Source organism: Micromonospora sp. WMMD1274 (assembly GCF_049179035.1).
GTDB lineage: Bacteria > Actinomycetota > Actinomycetes > Mycobacteriales > Micromonosporaceae > Micromonospora > Micromonospora tulbaghiae.
Map to the genome: position 1 here is coordinate 1,665,071 of NZ_JBMHMG010000001.1, position 22,753 is coordinate 1,687,823.

The window sequence follows — 22,753 nt, forward strand, 5'->3', positions numbered from 1 at the left end:
CCACCGGGCCACGCGCGTCGGAGCGGTCAGGCCGCCGCCGAGGTCCGGACCAGGGTACGGATCTGGCGCAGCAGCACCGACAGCGCGGACAGGTCGGCGCGGGACTCGTCGAACTCCCCCATCGCCCGGTGCGCCCGGTGGATCGAGGTGGCGTTCGCCTGCTCCCACTCCTGCACCCGCTCCACCGGCGGCACGTCCTCCGGCGTGGACCCGAGCACCTCCGCGGTGAGCGCGGCGAGCGCGGCGTACAGGTCGTAGCGCAGCGCCATCCGGGCCAGGGTCTGCCACCGGTCCTCGCGTGGCAGCAGGGAGATCTTCGACAGCAGCGCGTCGACCCGGAACCGGTCGGAGAGCACGAAGTAGACCGAGGCCACCTCGCTCACGTCCCGCCCGGTCGCCTGCGCCGTCTCGACGATGTCGAGCAGGCCGAAGCTGTACATCAGGCGGGTCGCCTGCTCGGCCAGGTCACGCGGCAGCCCGCGGCCGACCAGCGACTCGATGTGCGCCGCGATGGCCTCCCGCTCGGTGCCCCAGAACCGGTGCTCCAGGTCCGGCAGGAGCCGGGCCACACCGTCGCGCAGCCGGGCGATCTCCGCCGGCACGTCGATCGGCGAGCGCCGGTTGGTGACCAGCCAGCGCACCGCGCGGTCGAGCAGCCGCCGGGTGTCCAGGTAGACCGCCGTCTGCAACTCGGGCGAGACCTTGTTGTCCAGCGCCTCGACGGCGTCCCACAGGTCACGCAGGCCGAACACCTCGCGGACCACCACGTACGCCCGGAGCACGTCCGCCGCGGAGGCGGCCGTCTCCTCGACCACCCGGAAGACGAACGAGATGCCGCCCCGGTTGATCGCCTCGTTGACCAGGACCGTGGTGACGATGTCCCGGCGCAGCCGGTGCCGGCCCATCCGGTCGGCGAAGCGCTGCCGCAGCGGCGTCGGGAAGTAGTTGACCAGGACGTCGGTCGTCCACTCCTCGTCCGCCAGGCCCTCGCCGACGATCTCGCGCTCCAGCACGATCTTGACGTACGCGAGCAGCACCGCGAACTCCGGCGCGGTCAGGCCGCTCTCGGTGCGGACCGCCAGTTCCTCGTCCGAGGGCAACGCCTCCAGCGACCGGTTCAACGCGCCGGACCGCTCCAGCTCGTTGATCATCCGCCGGTGCACCGGGAGCAACGAGGCGGCCTGGGCCTGGGCGTTGTTGAGCGCCCGCGCCTGGTCGTAGTTGTCCCGCAGCACCAGATCGGCGACCTCGTCGGTCATCTGGGCCAGCAGCTCGTCGCGCTCCGGCCGGTCCAGCTCACCGTCGGCCACCGCCGTGTTGAGCAGGATCTTGATGTTGACCTCGTGGTCGGAGCAGTCCACACCGGCCGCGTTGTCGATGAAGTCGGTGTAGATGCGGCCGCCGGTCGAGGCGTACTCGATCCGGCCCTGCTGGGTGAAGCCCAGGTTGCCGCCCTCGCCGACCACCCGGCAGCGCAGGCCCTTGCCGTCCACCCGGATGGCGTCGTTGGACTTGTCCCCCACCTCGGCGTTGGTCTGGCTGGACGCCTTGACGTAGGTGCCGATGCCGCCGTTCCAGAACAGGTCGACCGGCGCGGTGAGGATCGCCTTCATCAGCTCCTGCGGGCTGAGCTGCGTGACGTCCTCGTCGAGGCCGAGAACCGCGCGGACCTGCGGCGAGACCGGCACCGACTTCGCCGTACGCGGGTAGACGCCGCCGCCTTCGGAGATCAGCTCGCGGTCGTAGTCCTCCCACGACGAGCGGGGCATGTCGAACAGCCGCTTGCGTTCCTCCCACGACCGGGCCGAATCCGGGTCCGGGTCGAGGAAGATGTGCCGGTGGTCGAACGCGGCCACCAGCCGGATGTGCCGCGACAGCAGCATCCCGTTGCCGAACACGTCGCCGGACATGTCGCCGACGCCGACCACTGTGAAGTCCTGCGTCTGGGTGTCGTGGCCCAGCTCCCGGAAGTGCCGCTTCACCGACTCCCAGGCGCCCCGGGCGGTGATGCCCATCTTCTTGTGGTCGTAGCCGGCCGAGCCGCCGGAGGCGAACGCGTCACCCAGCCAGAAGCTGTGCGCCTCGGAGATCTCGTTGGCGATGTCGGAGAACGTCGCGGTGCCCTTGTCGGCGGCGACCACCATGTACGGGTCGTCGCCGTCGTGCCGGACCACGTCCTCCGGCGGCACGATCTCGCCGCTGACGATGTTGTCGGTGACGTCGAGCAGCGCGGAGATGAACTCCTTGTAGCAGATCACCGCCTCGTCCCGGTCGCCCGGCTTCTGCTTGAGCACGAAGCCGCCCTTGGCGCCGACCGGCACGATCACCGCGTTCTTCACCATCTGCGCCTTGACCAGGCCGAGCACCTCGGTCCGGAAGTCCTCGCGCCGGTCGGACCAGCGCAGGCCGCCGCGGGCCACCGGCCCGTACCGCAGGTGCACGCCCTCGAACCGGGGCGAGTAGACGAAGATCTCGAACTTGGGCCGCGGCGCCGGCAGGTCCGGGATGGCCTGCGGGTCCAGCTTGAACGCCACGTACGCCTTGGGCCGCCCGCCCACCGGCTTCTGGTAGAAGCTGGTGCGCAGCGTGGCCTGGATCAGCGTGAGGTAGGCCCGCAGGATGCGGTCCTGGTCGAGGCTGGCCACCTCGTCCAGCGCCTCGCCGATCGCGTCGACCAGCTCGCCGCTGCGCTGCCGCCGCTCGTCGAGCGTGGTCGCGCCCGGAGCGAACCGGGTCTCGAACAGCTTCACCAGCAGTTCGGCGATCTGCGGGTACGCGATGAACGTCTGCTCCATGTACTCCTGGGAGAACACGGTTCCGGCCTGCCGCAGGTACTTCGCGTACGCGCGCAGCACGACGACCTGCCGCCAGGTGAGCCCGGCCCGCAGCACCAGCTCGTTGAAGCCGTCCACCTCGGCCTCGCCCCGCCAGGCGGCGGCGAAGGCGTTCTCCACGTGCGGGCGCACCTCGGCCAGGTCCTGGTGCCGCTCGGGCAGCTCCAGACCGAAGTCGTAGAGCCAGATCCGGCCGTCGACGCGCTCCACCTCGTACGGGTGCTCGTCGACCACCTTCACGCCGAGCGAGTGCAGCACCGGCAGCACGGCGGAGAGCATCATCGGCTCGCCGTACCGGTAGACCTTGAACCGGACGTCCATCGCGTCGTCGGCGTCGGCGGCGCGGGCGGCGTACGGACGCGGCGGCGCCTGCTTGCGGAACAGGTGCATCTCCAGCTGGCCGGGCTCCTCCAGCAGCTCCAGCTTCGCCAGGTCCTTCATCGCCTCGTACGGCGTGTGCCCGTCCTTGTAGCCCTCCGGGAACGCGTCGGCGTACCGGGCGAACAGGTGCTTGGCCTGCTCGTCGCCGAGCTTGCGTTCGAGCACCAGCCGGTAGTCGTCGTCCCAGAGCCGGGTCGCGTCGGCCAGTTCCTCGGCGAGCAGGTCGGCGTCGATGTCGCCGGGCGGGTTGTTCGGGTCGGTACGCACGATGAAGTGCACCCGGGCCAGCATCGACTCGGTCACCCGCGTGGTGTAGTCGACGCCGACGCCGTTCAGCTCGCGCAGCAGGATGTCCTGCATGCGCAGCCGGTTCTGCGTGGTGAACCGGTCCCGCGGCAGGTAGATCAGGCAGGAGATGAACCGCCCGTACGCGTCGCGGCGCAGGAACACCCGCAGCTGCCGGCGGCCCGCCATCCGCAGCACGCCGATCACCGCGTGGTAGAGGTCGTCGGTCTTGATCTGGAACAGCTCGTCGCGCGGGTAGGTCTCCAGGATCTGCAACAGGTCCTTGCCGGAGTGGCTGCGCAGGCTCAGGCCCGAGCGGTCGAGCACCTCGGCGACCTTCCGCCGCACCACCGGCAGCTCCTGCACGCTGGTCCGGTACGCGGCGGTGGAGAACAGGCCCAGGAAACGCCGCTCCCCGACCACCTCGCCGGCCTCGTTGAAGATCTTGAAGCCGATGTAGTCGAGGTACGCCGAGCGGTGCACCGTGGCACGCGAGTTGGCCTTGGTGATGATGAGCAGGCGCTTCTCCAGCACCTTCTCGTGCGCCTCGGGCGTCATCGAGTTCAGCGACCGGGCCTCCGGCGAGTCGGAGCGCAGGATGCCCAGCCCGGTGCCGAGCACCGCCTCCAGTGCCTGCCCGCCGCGCGCGCCGTCGGTGTGGACCAGGCGGTACTCCCGGTAGCCGAGGAACGTGAAGTGGTCGTGCGCCAGCCAGCGCAGCAGCTCCACCGAGTCGGTGATGTCCTTCTCCGGCACCGGCGGGCGGTTGTCCGACGTCCGGGCGGCGGCCAGCTCGTCGGCGAGCGCGAGGGCCCGCTGCCGCATCTTCGGCCAGTCCTCGACCGCCTCGCGCACGTCGGTGAGCACCCGCTGCAACTCACGGCGCAGCGTCTCCCGCTCGGCCGGGTCGCGGACCGGGTCGATCTCGATCCGCATCCAGCTCTCGACCAGGTCACCGGCGATGGCGTCGTCCGGTTCCACGTCCGCCGAGACCTCGGTGAGCCGGCCCAGCGGCTCGCGCCGCACCACGACCAGCGGGTGCACCAGCAGGTGCACGTCCAGGTGACGGGAGTTCAGCAGGGCGGTCACCGAGTCGACCAGGAACGGCATGTCGTCGGTGACGATCTCGACGACCGTGTGGTGCTGCTCGGCGTCCGGCTCGTGGATGCGGAGCTTCAGCTCGCCCGGCACCCGCTGCTGGGCCAGGTCCCGGTGGGCCCGGGCCGCCTCCAGCATCTCCTCGGCGGTGAAGCCGATCAGCTCCTCGTCCGGCGCGAACCGCCAGAAGCGGTCCACCAGTGTGGCCGCGTCGTGGTCGTCGCCGGCCAGCGCGACCGCCTGGGCGACCAGCCGCTCCGCGTTGGGAACGGGCTCGTCCAGCTCGGCGTCCTCCGACTCGTCGGCCAGTGCCTGCGCAGGCAGGCCCAGGTCGTAGAGGGTGTCGATGCTGGAACCGGTCATCCCGGTCACTCCTGTGTCGAGACGGCTGAAACCGTCTCCGTCGGTCGCCGAATCGAAGCTGTCGTCGTCCCGGCCGGTGTCAGCCTGCCGGAGGTCGGGTCCCGGTTTGATCGCCGGACGCCGGTCCATCGGTGCCACTCCCCTCGACCCACCGCGTTGTGGGTCACTCTGCCGCCCAGCCTAGGCCCTACCGCGTGGTACCTCCCGCGGCGGACCACTGGCCGGACGTCCGGATCGGGACTCTGTCCTTTCACCCGTTGCGGGTCCGTGGTCGGCCGCTCGCGGAGTACCCCGACTGGCGATGTTCATCACACTGCCACACGCCGCTTCTCGCGCTGCCGGAGGCCGTGGCGGGGCGGTGGCGAACGCCGGGCCGTACTAGCGTGCAGGGCAGTTGAGCACCGGAGGGACCGCTTCATGCCCGTGTCGTACCCCGTCCGCCCCCACCGCCACACCCGTCACCGCGTCCTCGCGACGCTGGCCGCCGTGCTGGTCACGGCCGGCGCGCTGACCGGATGCTCCGGCGACGACGGCCCGGAGACGGCCGTCGAGGCGTTCCTCGGCGGCTGGCACTCCGGCAACCTCCAGGCGGTCGGCTTCGTCGAGCCGGCCGGCGGGCGGGTGCCCGCCGCCGAGGTGACCAAGCAGATCCAGGCGCTCAGCGGCGCGCTCGCGGCCGACCCGCCCGAGCTGGCGCGCACCGGCGACATCACCACCAAGGGAGACGTGGCCACCGCCCGGATCAAGGTGAGCTGGGCGCTGCCCGGCGGTGGCACCTGGGCCTACGAGAATCCGGTACGCCTCAAGCGCGGCGGCGACGACAAGTGGCAGGTGATCTGGGAGCCGTCGGTGGTGCACGAGAAGCTGGAGGGCGGTGACAAGATCGCGCTGCGGCGGGAGCCGGCGCAGCGCGCCGGTGTGCTGGACGCGGCCGGTCAGCCGATCGTCGCGCCGCGCCCCGTGGTCCGGGTGCAGGTCGTCCCCGGCGAGGTCACCGACGTGCCCGGCCTGGTCAAGAAGCTGGACGCCGCGTTCAAGGCGATCCGGCCCGCGCTCACCCCGCCGGTCGACCTGGGCGACCTGCCCAAGCGACTCAAGGAGGCGAAGGCGGACGGGCTCGTCGAGGTGGTGACGCTGCGCGACGAGGCGTACCGGCAGATCAAGCCGCGCATCTACGACCTGCCCGGCACCCGGTTCGTCTCCGAGCAGCTCATGCTGGCGCCGACCCGCGAGTTCGCCCGGGCGCTGCTCGGCTCGGTCGACCAGGCCACCGCCGACGACCTCCAGGCCCACCCCGAGCGGTACGCGCGCGGCGACCTGGTCGGCCACGGCGGTCTCCAGGGCCGGTACGACGAGCGGCTGCGCGGCGTCCCCGGCGTCACCGTGATCACCGAGCGGACCACGCCGGACGGCAAGGTGGAGCCGACCGGCACGGAGCTGTACCGCGCCGACCCGAAGCCCGGTCAGCCGGTGAAGACCACCATCGACGCGGCCACCCAGAACGCCGCCGACGCCGCGTTGCGCGGGCAGACCCGCCGCTCCGCCCTGGTCGCCGTGCGGATCAGCGACGGCGCGGTGCTGGCCGCCGCGAACGGCCCGGGCGCGGCGGGCGACAACCTCGCCTTCACCGCCCAGGTGCCGCCCGGCTCGACGTTCAAGATGGTCAGCGCGCTCGGCCTGCTCGACCGGGGCGCGGTGACGCCGCAGACGACTGTGGACTGCCCGAAGACGTCGACGGTCGAGGGCCGGGTCTTCAAGAACTCGGACAACTTCGAGCTGGGCGCGGTGCCGTTCGCCACCGACTTCGCCAAGTCGTGCAACACCGCGTTCGTGGCGCTGGCGCCGAAGCTCGGCCCGGACGGGCTGGCGCAGGCCGGCCGTACGCTCGGCCTGGAGGCCGCGTGGGATCTCGGCACCGACGCGTTCACCGGCAAGATCTCCGCCAACGGCCCGGCCACCGAGCAGGCCGCCGCCGCGATCGGCCAGGGCACCACGCTGGTGAGCCCGCTGGCGATGGCGAGCGCCACGGCAGCGGTGGCCCGGGGCAAGTTCGAGCAGCCCAAGCTGCTGCTCGACCCGGCACCGGCCAAGCCCGCGCCGGCCGGCGAGGCGCTCAAGCCGGAGTCGGTGGCGGCGCTGAAGTCGATGATGCGCGGGGTCGTCACCTCGGGCAGCGGCAGCGCGCTGGCGGACGTGCCGGGCGAGCCGGTGCACGGCAAGACCGGCACCGCGGAGTACGACAACAACCCGGCGCACACACACGCCTGGTTCGTCGGCTGGCAGGGCGACGTGGCCTTCGCCGTCTTCGTCGAGCAGGGCGGGGCGGGCTCGAAGGTGGCGGCGCCGATCGCCGAGAAGTTCCTGCGCGGCCTCGCCGCGAGCTGAGCGGGTTCCGCGCCGCCCGGCCCTGAGCCGAGCCCGGTCCGGCCGGGCGACGCGCTGAGGCGTACCGGTCAGGCGATGTCGATGCCGGAGCGGGCCGGGTCCGGCTCGTCCCCGGCGGGCGCGCGGCGCAGCAGGCCGGGCCCCAGCGGGTCCTCGCCGAGGTCGTCGGCGGCGGTCGGGTCGGGGCCGATCGGCTCCACCGCGACCGCCGGCGCCGGTACGGCAGCCGGGGCGGGCAGCGGCTCGGGCTCGGGCCGGCTGTCGGCGGCGCGGGGCGCCGGCGCGACCGGCCCGGCCGGCAGCAGCCGGGGCGGCACGGCGCCCGGCGCGACCACCGGGGCGAGCCCGGCCACCACCGTGTTCACGATCTCGGCCGCGTACGCCCCGTCCGGGTCGTAGTCGGGGTCGAAGACGGTCAGCTCGACGCCGAGGCAGTGCGGGGTGTCGACCAGCCCGGCGAGCAGGATCTCCAGCTCGGCGAAGGCGATGCCGCCCGGGTCGGGCGCGTCCACGGCGGGCATCACCGCCGGGTCGAGCACGTCCACGTCGATGTGCACCCAGTACCCGGCGCAGTCGACGAGCTGCTCGTGCGCCCACTGCGCGGTCCGGGCGGCACCCTCGGCGCGCAGCGCCGGCACCGGCCGGGTGGTGATGCCGGCGGCCTGGAGGTCGAGCCGGTACTCGTCCTGCGCGCGGATGCCGAGCACCACCACGTCGATGTCCCGGAAGTAGGGCCGCCGGCCCTCGATCGCGGCCAGGTCGGGCTGTCCCCGGCCGGTGACCAGGGCCAGGTCCTCCCCGGCTGCCGCGCCGACGTAGGAGGCGTTGCCGGGGTGCCGGAAGTCGGAGTGACCGTCGACGAAGACCAGCCCGATCCGCCCGCCGACCGCCTCACCGAGGCGGTGCATGGCCAGCGCCGAGCCGAGCAGCACCGAGCAGTCGCCGCCGAGCACCAGCGGGAACTCGCCCCGGTCGATGATCGCGCCGATCCGGTCGGCGAGCGCCGCCGAGTACGCGGAGATCTCCGGCGCGTGGCAGACGCCGTCGCCGGGGCGCCAGTCCCCCGGGTCGTACCGGGGCGGGGTGAGGCAGCCGGCGTCGCGGGCCCGCAGCCGGGCGAGCAGGCCGTGGTCGCGCAGCGCACCCGGCGCCTTGGCGCAGCCGGGGACGGAGCTCGCGGTGGGCGGGCGCAGTCCGAGGTTCGTCGGCGCGTCGAGGACGGCGATCCGGCGCATCATGGGCTCCCGTCCTCGGTGGTCGGGCGGGCCGGCGGTGCGCCGGCCCGCGCGGGTTGACTCAGAACAGTGCGCTGGCCAGGGCGCGTCGGGCGGAGGCCACGGCGGGGTCGTCCGGGCCGGCGATGGTGAACAGGCCGAGCAGGTGCTGGCGTACGCGGTCCCGGTCGTCCCCGGCGGTGCGCCGGACCAGGCCGACGAGCCGCTTGTACGCCTGGTCGGCGAGGCCGCTGAGCACCTCGATGTCGGCGGCCAGCAGTTGGGCGTCCACGTCGTCCGGGGCGGCGGCCGCGGCGTCGAGCGCGCCCTGCGGGTCCGCGCCGGCCACTCGGCGGGCCAGCCCGACCTGCGCCAGGCCCGCCTCCGCCGCCGCGTCGGCCGGGGTCTCGGCCAGGATCTTCCGGTACGCCGCCTCGGCGGCGTCGAGGTCACCGCTCATCAGCGCGTCGTCGGCGGCGTCGAGGCGCGGGTCCTCCGGCTCGGCGACTGTGACGCCACCGGCCTTGAGGACCGCCTGGAGCCACTGTCGCAACTGCGACTCCGGCACCGGGCCGGGGAAGGCGTCGATCGGGCGCCCACCGACGATGGCGTACGTGGTCGGCAGCGTCTGGAGCTGGAACATCTGCGCTAGGCGCGGCTGCTGCTGCACGTCGACCCGGGCCAGCAGCCACGCTCCGCCGCCCTCGGCGGCCAGCCGCTCCAGCACCGGTGCGAACTGGTCGCTCTCCGGGTAGCCGGCGGCGCCGAAGAAGACCACGACCGGTGTGGTGAGCGAGCGTTCGAGCACCTCGGACTGGATGTTCGCCTCGGTCACGTCGATCACGGCGGCGGAGCCGGCGGGGCTGCCCGGCAGCCCGGTCGGCCCAGCGCCCTGGGACGGTGTGGCGGAGGAGGTGTCGGCCGGTGCGGGGGTGCGCAGCGCGCTGAGGTCGACCGCGCCGCGGGTGAAGATCGACGAGGTGATCCGTGGGTCGCTCATGGTTGTCTAGTCTCGCACGTACCCCGAGGATCTCCGACCACCCGCAACGCCCACGTCGCCACTCTCACCCCTGCTCAACCCCCGCGCCGCCCCCTCACCCCCACCTCCCCGCGATCTTGCACTTTCCGCCCCGGCAAATGCGACGAACTGCCGCACGCGGAGGGCCCGAACTGCAAGATCGCGGGGGTGGGGGTGGGGGTGGGGGTGGGGGTGAGGGTGGGGACGGGTGGTCAGAAGCGGGCGGGCTCTCGGTAGACGCCCCACTCGGTGCGGAGGGCGTCGCAGATCTCGCCGAGGGTGGCCTCGGCGCGGACCGCGTCGAGCATGGCGGGGATCATGTTCTCGCCGGTCCGGGAGACCTCGACCATCCGCGCCACGGCGGCGGTGACGGCGGCGTCGTCGCGGGCCGACTTGCGCTCGGTCAGCACCCGGCGCTGCTCCAGCTCCACCTCGTGCGAGATGCGCAGGATCTCCAGGTCCTTGGCGACGGTCCCGGTGTGGCAGTTGACGCCGACGATCCGCTTGTCGCCCTTCTCCAGCGCCTGCTGGTAGACGAACGCCGACTCGGCGATGTGCCCGGTGAACCAGCCGTCCTCGATGCCACGCAGGATGCCGGAGGTCATCGGGCCGATGGTGTGCGGGCCCTCGCCGCCGAGCTGCTTGATCCGGGCGAAGATCTCCTCCGCCTCGGCCTCGATCCGGTCGGTGAGCGCCTCGACGTACCAGGAGCCGCCGAGCGGGTCGGCCACGTTGGTCACGCCGGTCTCCTCCATCAGCACCTGCTGGGTACGCAGGGCGATCTCGGCCGACTCGTCGGTGGGCAGGGCGAGCGTCTCGTCGAGCGCGTTGGTGTGCAGCGAGTTGGTGCCGCCGAGCACCGCGGCCAGGGCCTCCACGGCCGTACGCACCACGTTGTTGACCGGCTGCTGCGCGGTCAGCGACACCCCGGCGGTCTGCGTGTGGAACCGCAGCCACTGGGCCTTCTCGCTGGTGGCGCCGTACACGTCACGCAGCCAACGGGCCCAGATCCGGCGGGCGGCGCGGAACTTCGCGATCTCCTCGAAGAAGTCCACATGCGAGTCGAAGAAGAAGCTCAGGCCGGGAGCGAACGTGTTCACGTCCAGCCCGCGCGACAGGCCCAGCTCGACGTACCCGAAGCCGTCGGCCAGCGTGTACGCCAGCTCCTGCGCGGCGGTCGAGCCGGCCTCGCGGATGTGGTAGCCGGAGACGGACAGCGGCTTGTACCGGGGGATCTCCCGGGCGCAGTACTCCATCAGGTCACCGATGAGGCGCAGGTGCGGCTCGGGGTCGAACAGCCACTCCTTCTGCGCGATGTACTCCTTGAAGATGTCCGTCTGGAGCGTTCCGTCCAGCGTGGACAGGTCGGCGCCCTGCCGCTCGGCGGCGACCAGGTACATGCAGAAGACCGGCACGGCCGGACCGGAGATGGTCATCGAGGTGGTCACGCCGGCCAGGTCGATGCCGTCGAACAGCACCTCCATGTCGGCGGCCGAGTCCACAGCGACGCCACAGTGGCCGACCTCGCCGAGCGACTGCGGGTCGTCCGAGTCGCGGCCCATCAGCGTCGGCATGTCGAAGGCGACGGACAGACCGCCGCCGCCCGCGCCGAGGATCATCTTGTAGCGCTCGTTGGTCTGCCGGGCGTTGCCGAAGCCGGCGAACTGCCGGATGGTCCAGGTCCGCCCGCGGTAGCCGGTCGGGTACAGACCCCGGGTGTACGGGAACTCGCCCGGCCAGCCGATCCGCTCGAACCCGGGGTACGCGGTGTCCTCCGGCGGGCCGTACACCGGCTCGACCGGCATTCCGGACAGCGTGGTGAAGTCCGCGTCGCGCTTGCGGGCGGCGTCGTAGCGGGCCTGCCAGCGGGCCCGACCGGCGGCGATCTCGTCAGCGTCCATGCGCGGAGCTCCTTCTCAAGTCGTCGTCCCGGTTCCGAGTGTAGAGCGAGATCCTGAACGATCCTTAAGGGCTCGCGTACCGGCCGGTAACCCGGCGATCGGCCCCACCGAGGCGACCCATCACCGTCGATCCGCAGGTCAGGGCCCTGTCTCACGTGGCGGACGGCTGCCCGGCGCAGCCTCCCGGCGAGCCGGTTCCCGTGCCACACTCCCGCCGTGGGCAATCGAATCGCGACCCGGCTGATTACCTAGGCGGCGTACGCCTCCGCGTGCGTCGCCGGCCAAGCCAACCTGTCGGCTCGTCCCTGTGAGGCCCCCGTGAGCGTGTCCGCATCCACCCCCGCAACCGTCGATCTTCCCCGGCCCGCGCCCGGCCGCCGCCCGCACGACGAGCCCGCCGACGAGCACGGCACGCCGTGCACGATGGTGGTCCACCTCGGCGTGGGTCACTCCACCACCGGGCTGCTCAAGGTGCTGTCCGTGCTGCACTCCCGCCGGGTCGCCGTGTCACACGTCCAGTACGTGCAGTGCCCCGACCGGTCCGCGGTGATGATCGTGGAGTGCTCCCCCGCCACGGCGCCGATGGAGACGGTCCGCAAGAGCGTCGCGAACGCCGTACCGGTGGTCAGCGTCAGCGTGCACAGCGCCCCGGGCCGCGACGGCGTCCGGCGCCTCCGGTCGGGCCGCGGCACCCACAGGTGACCGGTCAGCCGGCGACCTCCGGGCCGCCGGCGCGCATGACGTCCCGGGCGGTGAGCGCCACGTGCAGCGACAGGCGCCGTTCGCTCGAATCCAGGTCGACGCCGAGCACCCGCTCGATCAGCTCCAGCCGCTGGTACAGCGCGGACCGCGACAGGGACATCGCGTCCGCCGCGCGCCGCTTGTTGCGCCCCTCCACGAGGTACGTCTCCAGCAGGGCGACGTGGTTGGTGCCGTGGCGCTGGTCGTAGGAGAGCAGCGGGCCCAGCTCGCGCTCGACGAACGTCTGCAGGCGCACGTCGTCGCGCAGCAGGTACAGCAGGCCCCGGAGGCGGACGTCGTGCAGCCGGTAGAACGGGCGCGGCTCGGCGGTGTGCACAGTCGCGTCGGCGACCTGCGCCGCCTCGACCAGTGAGCGCCGGGCCAGGTCGAGCGTCCGGACCACCGATCCGGCGGCGACCACGACATCCGATCCGGCCCGATGGCCCGCCCGGGTGAGCGCGGCGGACAGGCTCCCCAGCGCGGCCTCGTCGGAGCCGGTCCCGTCGAGCGCGACGAGGAGGGTGACGCCGGTGCCGCCGGCCGCCTCGTCCACGTCGCCGACGAGCGCGGCGAGCCCGCACTCGCGGACCGCCGTCTCGACCGCGTCGAGCAGCTCCCGCCGGCGCGCGTTCGCCTCGCCGCCGGTGGCCGGGGCCGGCCGGCGACGCCGGACCACGACGCCGAGCAGCAGTCGCTGCTCCAGGACGACACCGAGCCCGCGCGCCCGCAGTGCCACGTCCCGGGTGGGCGCCGAGTGGTTGACGAGGCTCAGCAGCAGGCTGCTGCGCGCCTGCCGCTCGACCGACGACGAGTCCCGGGCGACGAGCTGGTTCAGCGCGATCGTGGACGCGGCCCGTTCCAGCAGCACCCGGGTCCGGGCCGGCGGCTCCTGGTCGCACAGCAGCACGAGCCGCCCCCACCGGTTGCCCCGCGCCTCGACGCCCGTCACCAGCCAGCCCGAGCGCGGCTCGTAGCCGGTGCCGGACGGAACCTCGACCGCGCGGGAGCGGGTCTCCCAGCGGTCGAGCAGTTCCTCGGCGGTCAGCGGGCCGGTCTCGTACGCCAGCACCTGGTGCGCGAGGTTCTCCAGCACGGCGGGACGCCGGGACAGGCGGGTGACCTCGCGGAGCACCTGCCGGGGCTCGGCGCCCTCCACCGACAGCTCGGTGAAGACGCGGTGGATCTCGTCCTTCGCGAGCAGGTCGGCCGTCTGCTCCTCGACGATCACCGAGTGGACGACCTCGGTGACGGCGACGAACCGCATCTCGCGCCGGAGCGCGATGAGGGGCAGGTTCCGGCTGCGGGCGTGCTCGACCAGCCCGGCCGGCAGGGTTCCGCCGAACCGGCGGCCCAGCTCGACCACCACACCCGCCGCCCCGACGGCCGCGAGGCCGTCGATCCACCGGCGCAGCCCGTCGTCGTCGGGGGGCAGGCCGATGCCCGTGGTCAGGACCAGTTCGCCGCCGCGGAGCAGGTCGGCGATCTCGGGGATCTCGGCGACGTGCACCCAGCGCACCGGCGCGTCCAGCCGGTCCCGGCCCGCCAGGACGCGCGGCCCGGCCTGCTGCAGCGCCGGCAGTTCGAGCACGTCGCGGACGGTCATCGGCATCGGAGCGCCTCCCCCTTCCCTCCGGCGCACAGTATGTGCGCTTCCCGGGGACGGGAACGACACAGTGCCCATTGCCCGGACCTGGGGAAGCGCAGATGATCCCGGGCATGACCCAGACAGCACCCGGCACCGCGCCCGCTCCCGCCCCGCTGGAGCGGGTGACCCACTGGATCGACGGCAAGCCGTTCGCCGGCGTCACCGAGCGTGCGGCCCCAGTCTACGATCCGGCGCTGGGCACGGTCCGGACGGAGGTGCCGCTGGCCTCCGTCGACGAGGTGGACCAGGCCGTCGCCTCGGCCGCCGCCGCGTTCGCCTCCTGGCGGACCTCGTCGCTGACCAAGCGCACCCAGGTGCTGTTCGCGTTCCGCGAGCTGGTCAACCAGCACAAGCAGGAGCTGGCCGAGCTGATCACGGCCGAGCACGGCAAGGTCGTCTCCGACGCCCTCGGCGAGGTCACCCGCGGCCTGGAGGTCGTCGAGTTCGCCTGCGGGATCCCGCACCTGCTCAAGGGCGGTTACTCCGAGGGCGTGTCCACGAACGTGGACGTCTACTCGATCCGCCAGCCGGTCGGCGTCTGCGCCGTCATCTCGCCGTTCAACTTCCCGGTGATGGTCCCGATGTGGTTCGTGCCCATCGCCATCGCGGCCGGCAACACCGTCGTGCTCAAGCCCAGCGAGAAGGACCCGTCCGCGTCGCTGCTCGTGGCCCGGCTCTGGGAGCAGGCCGGCCTGCCCGCCGGCGTGTTCAACGTCGTGCACGGCGACAAGGTCGCCGTGGACCGGCTGCTGGAGCACCCCGAGGTCAAGGCGGTGTCGTTCGTCGGCTCCACGCCGATCGCCCGGTACGTCTACGAGACGGGCACCCGCAACGGCAAGCGCGTCCAGGCCCTCGGCGGCGCGAAGAACCACATGGTGGTGCTGCCGGACGCCGACCTGGACCTGGCCGCCGACGCGGCGGTCAACGCCGGGTTCGGCTCGGCCGGCGAGCGGTGCATGGCCATCTCGGCCCTGGTGGTCGTCGAGCCCGTCGCCGACGACCTGGTGGCCCGGATCCGCGAGCGCATCGCCACGCTGAGGGTCGGTGACGGCCGCCGCTCCTGCGACATGGGCCCGCTGGTCACCCGGGAGCACCGCGACCGCGTCGCGTCGTACCTCGACGCGGGCGTCGAGGCCGGCGCCGAGCTGGTGGTGGACGGCCGTGAGGTGCGGGTCGACGGCGACGAGTCCGGGTTCTGGCTCGGGCCGAGCCTGCTGGACCGGGTGCAGCCGGAGATGAGCGTCTACACCGACGAGATCTTCGGGCCGGTGCTGTCGGTGGTGCGCGTCGGCAGCTACGACGAGGCGCTCGCGCTGGTGAACGCCAACCGGTACGGCAACGGGACGGCCATCTTCACCAACGACGGCGGCGCGGCGCGCCGCTACCAGAACGAGGTCGAGGTCGGCATGGTCGGCGTCAACGTGCCGATCCCGGTGCCGATGGCCTACTACTCCTTCGGCGGCTGGAAGGACAGCCTCTTCGGCGACTCGCACGCCCACGGCGCCGAGGGCGTGCACTTCTTCACCCGCGGCAAGGTCGTCACCTCCCGGTGGCTCGACCCCAGCCACGGCGGGATCAACCTCGGCTTCCCCGAGAACGTCTGAGCAGCGGAGAGAGACCGATGAGCAGCAGCGCACAGCGCACCTACGAACTCGACCGCGCGCACGTCTTCCACTCCTGGTCCGCCCAGTCGCTGCTCGACCCGATGGTGGTCGAGCGCGCCGAGGGCTCGTACTTCTGGGACGGCGACGGGAACCGCTACCTGGACTTCTCGTCCCAGCTCGTCAACACCAACATCGGCCACCAGCACCCGGTGGTGGTCGCGGCGATCCAGGAGCAGGCGGCGCGCCTGTGCACTATCGCGCCGTCGTACGCCAACGACGTCCGCGGCGAGGCGGCCCGGCTGATCACCGAGCTGACCCCGGCCGGTCTTTCCAAGGTCTTCTTCACCAACGGCGGCGCGGACGCGATCGAGCACGCCGTCCGGATGGCCCGGCTGCACACCGGCCGGCCGAAGGTGCTGTCGCAGTACCGCAGCTACCACGGCGGCACCCAGACCGCGGTGAACCTGACCGGCGACCCGCGCCGCTGGCCCAGCGACAACGGCACCGCCGGGGTGGTGCACTTCTTCGGCCCGTTCCTGTACCGGTCGGAGTTCGGCGCCACGACCGAGGAGGAGGAGTGCGCGCTCGCGCTGCGCCATCTCGAACGCGTCGTGGAGATGGAGGGCCCGTCCACCATCGCCGCGATCGTGCTGGAGACGGTGCCGGGCACCGCCGGCATCATGCCGCCGCCGCCGGGCTTCCTCGCGGGGGTACGGGAGCTGTGCGACAGGCACGGCATCCTCTACGTCGCCGACGAGGTGATGGCGGGCTTCGGGCGTACCGGCGCCTGGTTCGCGCTGGACCACTACGGCGTGACGCCCGACCTGATCACCTTCGCCAAGGGCGTGAACTCCGGTTACGTCCCGCTCGGCGGTGTGGTGATCGCCGACCACGTCGCCGAGACGTTCGCCACCCGCGCCTACCCCGGCGGCCTGACCTACTCCGGTCACCCGCTGGCCACCGCCGCCGCCGTCGCGACCATCAACGTGATGCGGGACGAGCGGATCGTCGAGAACGCCGCCACGATCGGCGCCGACGTGCTGGGCCCGGGGCTGCGCGAGCTGGCCGACCGGCACCCGAGCGTCGGTGACGTACGCGGGCTCGGCGTGTTCTGGGCGCTGGAACTGGTACGCGACCGCGAGACGAAGGAGCCGCTGGCGCCGTACGGGTCGTCGTCGCCGGAGATGAACGAGGTGCTGGCCGCGTGCAAGCGGGGCGGCCTGGTCGCGTTCGCGAACTTCAACCGGATCCACGTGGTGCCGCCGTGCACCGTGTCGGAGACGGAGGCCAAGGCCGGCCTGGCGATCCTCGACGAGGCGCTGACACTCGCCGACCGCCACACGGTCTGAGGCAATGCCCACCACCGCCCGCCGGGTCCACCCCGGCGGGCGGTCCCGTATCCGAGAGATCCGCGAGACGGCCGGCGACCCCGGTGACGCGGAGACCGACGCACCCAGAAGGTGACGAATGACTACCGTAGATCTCGCCGACCCACCGGTCACCAACCCGTTCACCGGCACCACCGGACTTCCGCGTACGTCCGAGGGCTGGACCCAGCTCGTCACCCCGGACGGGCGCCTGCACCCCGAGGTCGACGCCGACCGCGACGCGCTCGGCCGCCTCACCCGTGACCTGTACCGAGGGATGCGGCTCGCCCGCCGCCTCGACGACGAGGCGTTCGCGTTGCAGCGACAGGGCGAGCTGGGCCTGTGGCTGCAGTGCCGCGGCCAGGAGGCCGCCCAGGTCGGTTCCGTCGCGGCGGTACGCCCCGACGACTACGTCTTCCCGAGCTACCGGGAGCACGCCGCGGCGCTGTGGCGCGGCATCGGCCCGGCCGACCTGCTGCGCCAGTGGCGCGGCGTCGCGCACAGCGGCTGGGATCCGGAGCCGTACTCGTTCCACATCTACACGCTGGTCCTGGCCGCCCAGCTGCTGCACGCCACCGGGTACGCCCTCGGAGTGCAGCGCGACGGCAGCGACACGGTCGTCGTGACGTACTTCGGTGACGGCGCCGCCAGCGAGGGCGACGCGAGCGAGGCCATGAACATCGCCGCCGTCAACGCCGCCCCGATGGTGTTCTTCTGCCAGAACAACCAGTGGGCCATCTCGACGCCGACGGCGTCGCAGACGCGTACGCCGATCCACCGGCGCGGCGCCGGGTTCGGCCTGCGCAGCGAGTGGGTCGACGGCAACGACGTGCTGGCGGTGTACGCGGTGACGTCAGCGGTGACCGCGCACGCCCGGTCCGGCAACGGTCCCGCGATCGTCGAGGCCACCACGTACCGGATGGGTGGGCACAGCACGTCGGACGACCCGACCCGGTACCGCACCGACGACGAGCTGGAGGCGTGGCGGGCGCGGGACCCGCTGGCCCGGGTCGAGGCGCTCATGCGCGCCGAGGGCTGGAGCGACGAGGCGTTCCTCGGCGAGATCCAGACCGAGGCGGACGAACTGGCCGACCGTACCCGCCGGGAGTGCCTGGCGCTGACGGCGCCGGACCTCGCCGACGCCTTCGCCACGGTGCTGGCCGACGTGCCCCCGCTCCTGCGGGAGGAGCGCGACGCGTTCGTCGCCTACCGCGCCTCCTTCCTCGACTGACGCCCGCCTGCGATCGGAGAACTCGTTCATGCTCACCCTCTGTCAGGCACTGAACAGCGGCCTGCGCCGCGCCATGGAGGACGACGACAAGGTCCTCCTGATGGGCGAGGACGTCGGCCGGCTCGGCGGCGTCTTCCGGGTCACCGACGGTCTCCAGAAGGACTTCGGCGAGGCCCGGGTGGTGGACACCACCCTCGCCGAGTCCGGGATCATCGGCACCGCCATCGGGCTGGCGCTGCGCGGCTACCGCCCGGTCTGCGAGATCCAGTTCGACGGCTTCGTCTACCCCGCGTTCAACCAGATCGTCTCCCAGCTCGCCAAGATGCGGGCGCGCACCGGCGGCCGTACCGGCCTGCCCGTGGTCGTGCGGATCCCCGTGGGCGGCGGCATCGGCGCGGTGGAGCACCACAGCGAGTCGAACGAGGCGTACTTCGCGCACACCGCCGGGCTGCGGGTCGTCTACTGCGCCAGCCCGGACGACGCGCACTGGATGATCCGCCAGGCCGTCGCCGGTGACGACCCGGTCATCTTCTACGAGCCGAAGCGCCGCTACTGGGTCAAGGGCGAGGTGACAACCGCCGGACCGCCGCTGCCGCTGGACCGCGCCCGGACCGTGCGGCCGGGCACCGACGTGACCCTGCTGACGTACGGCGGCACCGTCGCCACCTGCGTCGCCGCCGCCGAGGCCGCCGCTCAGGAGGGCCGCGACATCGAGGTGATCGACCTGCGGTCCATCTCCCCGCTGGACGTGGCGACCATCGAGGAGTCCGTGCGCCGTACCGGCCGGGCGGTGGTGGTCCACGAGGCCCCCACGTTCGCCGGGTTCGGCGCCGAGGTCGTCGCGCAGGTCACGAGCCGGTGCTTCTACTCGCTGGAGGCGCCGGTCGAGCGGGTCGGCGGCTTCAACCTGCCGTACCCGCCGGCCAAGGTCGAGGAGGAGTACCTGCCCGACCTGGACCGGATCCTCGACGCCGTCGACCGCGTCCTGGCCGCGTGAAGGGAGAGGTACCCGTGAGCGTTCAACAGTTCCGCCTGCCCGACGTCGGCGAGGGCCTCACCGAGGCCGAGATCGTCACCTGGCGGGTCGCACCGGGCGATCCGGTCCGCCTCAACGACGTCCTGGTGGACATCGAGACCGCCAAGGCCGTGGTCGAGCTGCCCAGCCCGTACGCCGGCGTGGTGGACCGCCTCCTCGCCGAGGAGGGACAGACCGTCGACGTCGGCTCGCCGATCATCGCGATCCGGACGGCGGGCGACGACCCCGCGGCCCCGCCCGCCGATGAGCCCGCCGCCGCGACGCCGGCCGGGGACGAGCCGACCGGCGACGAGCCGGCCGTGGAGCGCACCGCCGTGCTCGTGGGCTACGGGGTGTCGGCCCAGGCGCGGACGCGCCGGCCGCGCCGCGCGACGCGGTCCGTCCGCCCGGCCGAGCCCACCCGCGGGCCGCACACGTCCCGGCCGCCGGTGCTCACCAAGCCGCCGCTGCGCAAGCTCGCGAAGGACCTCGGTGTGGAGCTGACCGAGGTACGCGGCAGCGGCCCCGGCGGCCGGATCACCCGCCAGGACCTGCTCGACCACACCACCGGCCCGGCACCCGTGGCCGACCACCGGCGGGACGAACGCCTGCCCGTGCGCGGGGTCCGCAAGGCGACCGCCGCCGCAATGGTCGCCAGCGCGTTCACCGCGCCGCACGTCACCGAGTTCCTCACCGTCGACATGACCGGCACGGTCGAGTTCGTGGACCGGCTGAAGCAGGACCCGGCCTTCCAGGGGGTGAAGGTCAGCCCGCTGCTCGTGGCGTCGCTGGCGGTGCTGGACGCCGTCCGCCGGTACCCGGACGTCAACGCCCGGTGGGACGAGGAGAACCAGGAGATCGTCCGGTTCGCCGACGTCAACCTGGGCATCGCCGCCGCGACGCCGCGCGGCCTGCTCGTACCGAACGTCAAGGCCGCGCAGAACCTTCCGGTACGGGATCTCGCGGTCGCCCTGAACGAGCTGGCGGCCACCGCGCGGGAGGGCCGCACCCGTCCCGCCGACCTGTCCGGCGGAACGATCACCATCACCAACATCGGGGTGTTCGGGGTGGACGCCGGCACCCCGATCCTCAACCCCGGTGAGGCGGCGATCCTCTGCCTCGGCGCGCTGCGCCGGATGCCGTGGGTGGTCGACGAGCAGGTCGTCCCCCGGTGGACGGTGCAGTTGTCGCTGTCGTTCGACCACCGGCTGGTGGACGGCGAACTGGGCAGCCGGGTGCTCGCCCACGTCGGGCGGTTCCTGGAGGACCCGCTGTGGGGCCTGGCCCTGCGCTGAGGTCCCGGTAGGCGGACGGCGCGCGGACGGACGACGAGGTCCGTCCGCGCGCCGTCGCCGTACGCGCGGCGCGCGTCAGTCCACGACCTCGAACCCGACGCCGGCGGACGGCCGCGGCGCGACGCCGCCCGCCGGCGCGATCGGTTCGCCGACCTCCTCGGACGCGGCGAGCCGGAACCGCACGTACTCCAGCTCGCCGGAGAACTCGTGCCGGGCCGGATAGCTCGGCGACACCGGCGAGTGGATGCTGCGCCCGACGTCCATGCCCGCGAAGCCGTGGAAGAACGGCAGCAACTGCGGGAACAGCGCCTCGCCCGCCGCCTCGCCGTCCACGTACAGGCGGCCGGTGCCCTGGCAGTCGGCGGTCTTCGTCAGCTCGAAGGTCAGCTCCACCGGGCCCAGCGGCAACTCGCCCTCGGACCGCAGCACGTAACGGGTGCCGAGGTGGTTGTACTCGTACACCAGGTGGTTGTCCTGGATGTGCAGCACGTACCCGCCGCTGACGTTGCCGAGCACCACGATCACGCCGCCCTGGGTGGCGTCGGTGCGGTGCACCCGCGCGGTGATGGCGTGCGAGCGGTTCATCGTCGGCGGCACCGCCGCGCCGGAGATCGTCGGCACACCGGCCAGGTACGTGAAGTCCAGCCGGTCCCGCACCGATCCGGGGCGCGGCACCCGGGCCCGGATCGCGAATCCCCTGTCGTCCAGCGGCAGCACGTCGTAGCGGGCCGCCTCGATCCAGAACTCCTCGATGAGACGCCGCAGCACCTCCGGATGCTCGGCGGCGAGATCACGGCTCTCGGTGGGATCGTCCTCGATCCGGTACAGCTCCCAGCGGTCCTCGTCCCAGGAGGTGCCCCGCTCGTGGAACGCGACCGCCTTCCAGCCCTGGTGGTAGATGCCGCGGTGGCCGAACATCTCGAAGTACTGGCGGTCCCGCGACGGCGGCGCCGCCGGGTCGTGCAGCCCGTCGCGGAAGCTGCGGCCGTGCAGCGGCATCTGCGGGACACCCCGGCGTACGGCGGGCGGCCGCACCCCGACGAGGTCGAGCACCGTCGCGGTGACGTCGATGCTGTGCTGGAACTGCGTCCGCACCTCCCCGCCGGGTACGTCACCGGCCGGCCAGCTCAGCACGAACGGCACCCGGACCCCGCCCTCGTGGGTGTGCTGCTTGTAGCGGCGGAACGGGGTGTTGCTGACCTGCGCCCAGCCCAGCGGGTAGTTGCTCTGCGCCCGCGGGCCGCCGATCTCGTCGATCCGGGCCAGGCTGTCCCGGAGGTTCTCCGGCACCCGGTTCTGGAAGGCCGTGGGGTTGAGCGTGCCGAGCGGCGTGCCCTCGGGGCTCGCGCCGTTGTCCGACATGACGACGAAGATGGTGTCGTCCAGCCGGCCGATCCGTTCCAGGAAGTCGACCAGGCGCCCGAGCTGGGCGTCGGTGTGGTCGACCATCGCCGCGTACGCCTCCTGCATGCGGGCGAACAGGCGCCGCTGCTCCGGCGGCACGTCGTCCCACGGCACGACGCCCGGGTTGTGCGGTGGCAGCGGCGCGTCCGGCGGGATGATGCCCAGCCCGATCTGCCGCCGGTGCCGGTCCGCGCGGATGACGTCCCAGCCGGCGTCGTAGCGGCCCCGGTACTTCGCCAGGTACTCCGGCGGGGCCTGGTGCGGGGCGTGCGCGGCGGCGTACGCCAGATACAGGAAGAACGGCTTCTCCGGGGTGAACGAGGTCTGGTCCCGGACGAACCCGATGGCCCGGTCGGTCAGATCCTCGGTGAGGTGGTAGCCCTCCTCCGGGGTGGCCGGCGGATCCACCTGGTGGTTGTCGTACACCAGCTCCGGATAGAAGTTGTCGGTCTCGGCCTCCAGGAAGCCGTAGTACCGCTCGAAGCCGCGGCCCAGCGGCCACTGGTCGTACGGGCCGGACGGCGTGGTGTGCTCCAGCGGCGCGACGTGCCACTTGCCGACCGCCATGGTGTTGAACCCGGCGTCGACCAGCATCTCGGCGACTGTGGCGGCGGCGTGGGTGATCCGCCCCCGGCCGCTGGGGAAGCCGCTGTCGAAGTTGGACAGCATGCGCATGCCGACGCTGTGGTGGTTGCGGCCGGTGAGCACGCTGGCCCGGGTCGGCGAGCACAGCGGCGAGGTGTGGAAGTTGGTGTACCGCAGCCCGGAGGCGGCCAGCCGGTCGATCGTCGGGGTGTCGATCTCGGCGCCGAAGCAGCCGAAGTCGGCGAACCCGACGTCGTCCAGCAGCACGTACACCACGTTCGGCGTACCCGCGGCGGCCGACGGGGGCGCGCTCCAGTGTTCCGTCGACTCGTCGTAGGTGCGTCCGATGGTCCCCTCGTACGGAGGGTCCGCCAGAGGTCCGGTCAC

General features: G+C 72.7%; 13 protein-coding genes. 7 read left to right on the top strand and 6 right to left on the bottom strand.

Features of this window, described 5'->3' with window-relative positions:
• Window positions 1–26 precede the first annotated feature (26 nt).
• On the bottom strand, window positions 27–5,090 hold the full coding sequence (locus ACN27D_RS07425; protein ID WP_358174990.1) for an NAD-glutamate dehydrogenase: 5,064 nt from the start codon (window positions 5,088–5,090) through the stop codon (window positions 27–29).
• 288 nt (window positions 5,091–5,378) lie between these two features.
• Here ACN27D_RS07425 and ACN27D_RS07430 point away from each other — a divergent pair, with 288 nt between their 5' ends.
• Entirely contained in the window at window positions 5,379–7,346 is a 1,968-nt protein-coding gene (locus tag ACN27D_RS07430; RefSeq protein ID WP_421498831.1) for a penicillin-binding transpeptidase domain-containing protein, read from the top strand.
• A 68-nt stretch (window positions 7,347–7,414) separates the two neighbouring features.
• Here the strand turns inward: ACN27D_RS07430 and ACN27D_RS07435 are convergent, their stop codons facing one another.
• The 3 genes from ACN27D_RS07435 to ACN27D_RS07445 form a co-directional block, all read right to left on the bottom strand.
• Window positions 7,415–8,584 carry an arginase family protein gene (locus tag ACN27D_RS07435; protein ID WP_120573461.1) on the bottom strand — a complete coding sequence of 390 codons (1,170 nt, stop codon included), beginning with the start codon at window positions 8,582–8,584 and terminating at the stop codon, window positions 7,415–7,417.
• A gap of 58 nt (window positions 8,585–8,642) precedes the next feature.
• Entirely contained in the window at window positions 8,643–9,560 is a 918-nt protein-coding gene (locus ACN27D_RS07440; protein ID WP_120573460.1) for a tetratricopeptide repeat protein, read from the bottom strand.
• 230 nt (window positions 9,561–9,790) lie between these two features.
• Entirely contained in the window at window positions 9,791–11,479 is a 1,689-nt protein-coding gene (locus ACN27D_RS07445; protein ID WP_121685044.1) for an acyl-CoA mutase large subunit family protein, read from the bottom strand.
• Window positions 11,480–11,797: 318 nt separating this feature from the next.
• Here ACN27D_RS07445 and ACN27D_RS07450 point away from each other — a divergent pair, with 318 nt between their 5' ends.
• Window positions 11,798–12,181, top strand: a complete 384-nt coding sequence (locus ACN27D_RS07450; protein WP_120573458.1) for a hypothetical protein — start codon at window positions 11,798–11,800, stop codon at window positions 12,179–12,181.
• Window positions 12,182–12,185: 4 nt separating this feature from the next.
• Here the strand turns inward: ACN27D_RS07450 and ACN27D_RS07455 are convergent, their stop codons facing one another.
• Entirely contained in the window at window positions 12,186–13,829 is a 1,644-nt protein-coding gene (locus tag ACN27D_RS07455; RefSeq protein WP_120573457.1) for a PucR family transcriptional regulator, read from the bottom strand.
• A gap of 107 nt (window positions 13,830–13,936) precedes the next feature.
• On the opposite strand from ACN27D_RS07455, the gene ACN27D_RS07460 reads away from it, so the two are divergent.
• From ACN27D_RS07460 to ACN27D_RS07480, 5 genes are all read left to right on the top strand, one after another.
• Window positions 13,937–15,469, top strand: coding sequence for a CoA-acylating methylmalonate-semialdehyde dehydrogenase (locus ACN27D_RS07460; protein ID WP_421498832.1), 1,533 nt, complete (start codon window positions 13,937–13,939; stop codon window positions 15,467–15,469).
• Between the two features lie 17 nt (window positions 15,470–15,486).
• Window positions 15,487–16,818: an aspartate aminotransferase family protein gene (locus ACN27D_RS07465; RefSeq protein ID WP_421498833.1), complete on the top strand. Its 1,332-nt coding sequence runs from the start codon at window positions 15,487–15,489 to the stop codon at window positions 16,816–16,818.
• 118 nt (window positions 16,819–16,936) lie between these two features.
• Window positions 16,937–18,067 (top strand): thiamine pyrophosphate-dependent dehydrogenase E1 component subunit alpha, encoded by a 1,131-nt coding sequence (locus ACN27D_RS07470; protein ID WP_421498834.1) that lies wholly within the window; start codon window positions 16,937–16,939, stop codon window positions 18,065–18,067.
• 28 nt (window positions 18,068–18,095) lie between these two features.
• On the top strand, window positions 18,096–19,064 hold the full coding sequence (locus ACN27D_RS07475; RefSeq protein ID WP_123110079.1) for an alpha-ketoacid dehydrogenase subunit beta: 969 nt from the start codon (window positions 18,096–18,098) through the stop codon (window positions 19,062–19,064).
• A 14-nt stretch (window positions 19,065–19,078) separates the two neighbouring features.
• A complete protein-coding gene (locus ACN27D_RS07480; protein WP_421498835.1) occupies window positions 19,079–20,377 on the top strand; it encodes a dihydrolipoamide acetyltransferase family protein in 1,299 nt (432 codons plus the stop codon).
• 75 nt (window positions 20,378–20,452) lie between these two features.
• On the opposite strand, the gene ACN27D_RS07485 is transcribed toward ACN27D_RS07480, so the two are convergent.
• Window positions 20,453–22,753 carry a sulfatase-like hydrolase/transferase gene (locus ACN27D_RS07485; protein WP_421498836.1) on the bottom strand — a complete coding sequence of 767 codons (2,301 nt, stop codon included), beginning with the start codon at window positions 22,751–22,753 and terminating at the stop codon, window positions 20,453–20,455.

Bases quoted from the DNA above. Each gene is read 5' to 3' on its own strand.
- ACN27D_RS07425 (WP_358174990.1), bottom strand. From the start codon at position 5,090: ATGGACCGGCGTCCGGCGATCAAACCGGGACCCGACCTCCGGCAGGCT.
- ACN27D_RS07430 (WP_421498831.1), top strand. From the start codon at position 5,379: ATGCCCGTGTCGTACCCCGTCCGCCCCCACCGCCACACCCGTCACCGC.
- ACN27D_RS07435 (WP_120573461.1), bottom strand. From the start codon at position 8,584: ATGATGCGCCGGATCGCCGTCCTCGACGCGCCGACGAACCTCGGACTG.
- ACN27D_RS07440 (WP_120573460.1), bottom strand. From the start codon at position 9,560: ATGAGCGACCCACGGATCACCTCGTCGATCTTCACCCGCGGCGCGGTC.
- ACN27D_RS07445 (WP_121685044.1), bottom strand. From the start codon at position 11,479: ATGGACGCTGACGAGATCGCCGCCGGTCGGGCCCGCTGGCAGGCCCGC.
- ACN27D_RS07455 (WP_120573457.1), bottom strand. From the start codon at position 13,829: ATGCCGATGACCGTCCGCGACGTGCTCGAACTGCCGGCGCTGCAGCAG.
- ACN27D_RS07460 (WP_421498832.1), top strand. From the start codon at position 13,937: ATGACCCAGACAGCACCCGGCACCGCGCCCGCTCCCGCCCCGCTGGAG.
- ACN27D_RS07465 (WP_421498833.1), top strand. From the start codon at position 15,487: ATGAGCAGCAGCGCACAGCGCACCTACGAACTCGACCGCGCGCACGTC.
- ACN27D_RS07470 (WP_421498834.1), top strand. From the start codon at position 16,937: ATGACTACCGTAGATCTCGCCGACCCACCGGTCACCAACCCGTTCACC.
- ACN27D_RS07475 (WP_123110079.1), top strand. From the start codon at position 18,096: ATGCTCACCCTCTGTCAGGCACTGAACAGCGGCCTGCGCCGCGCCATG.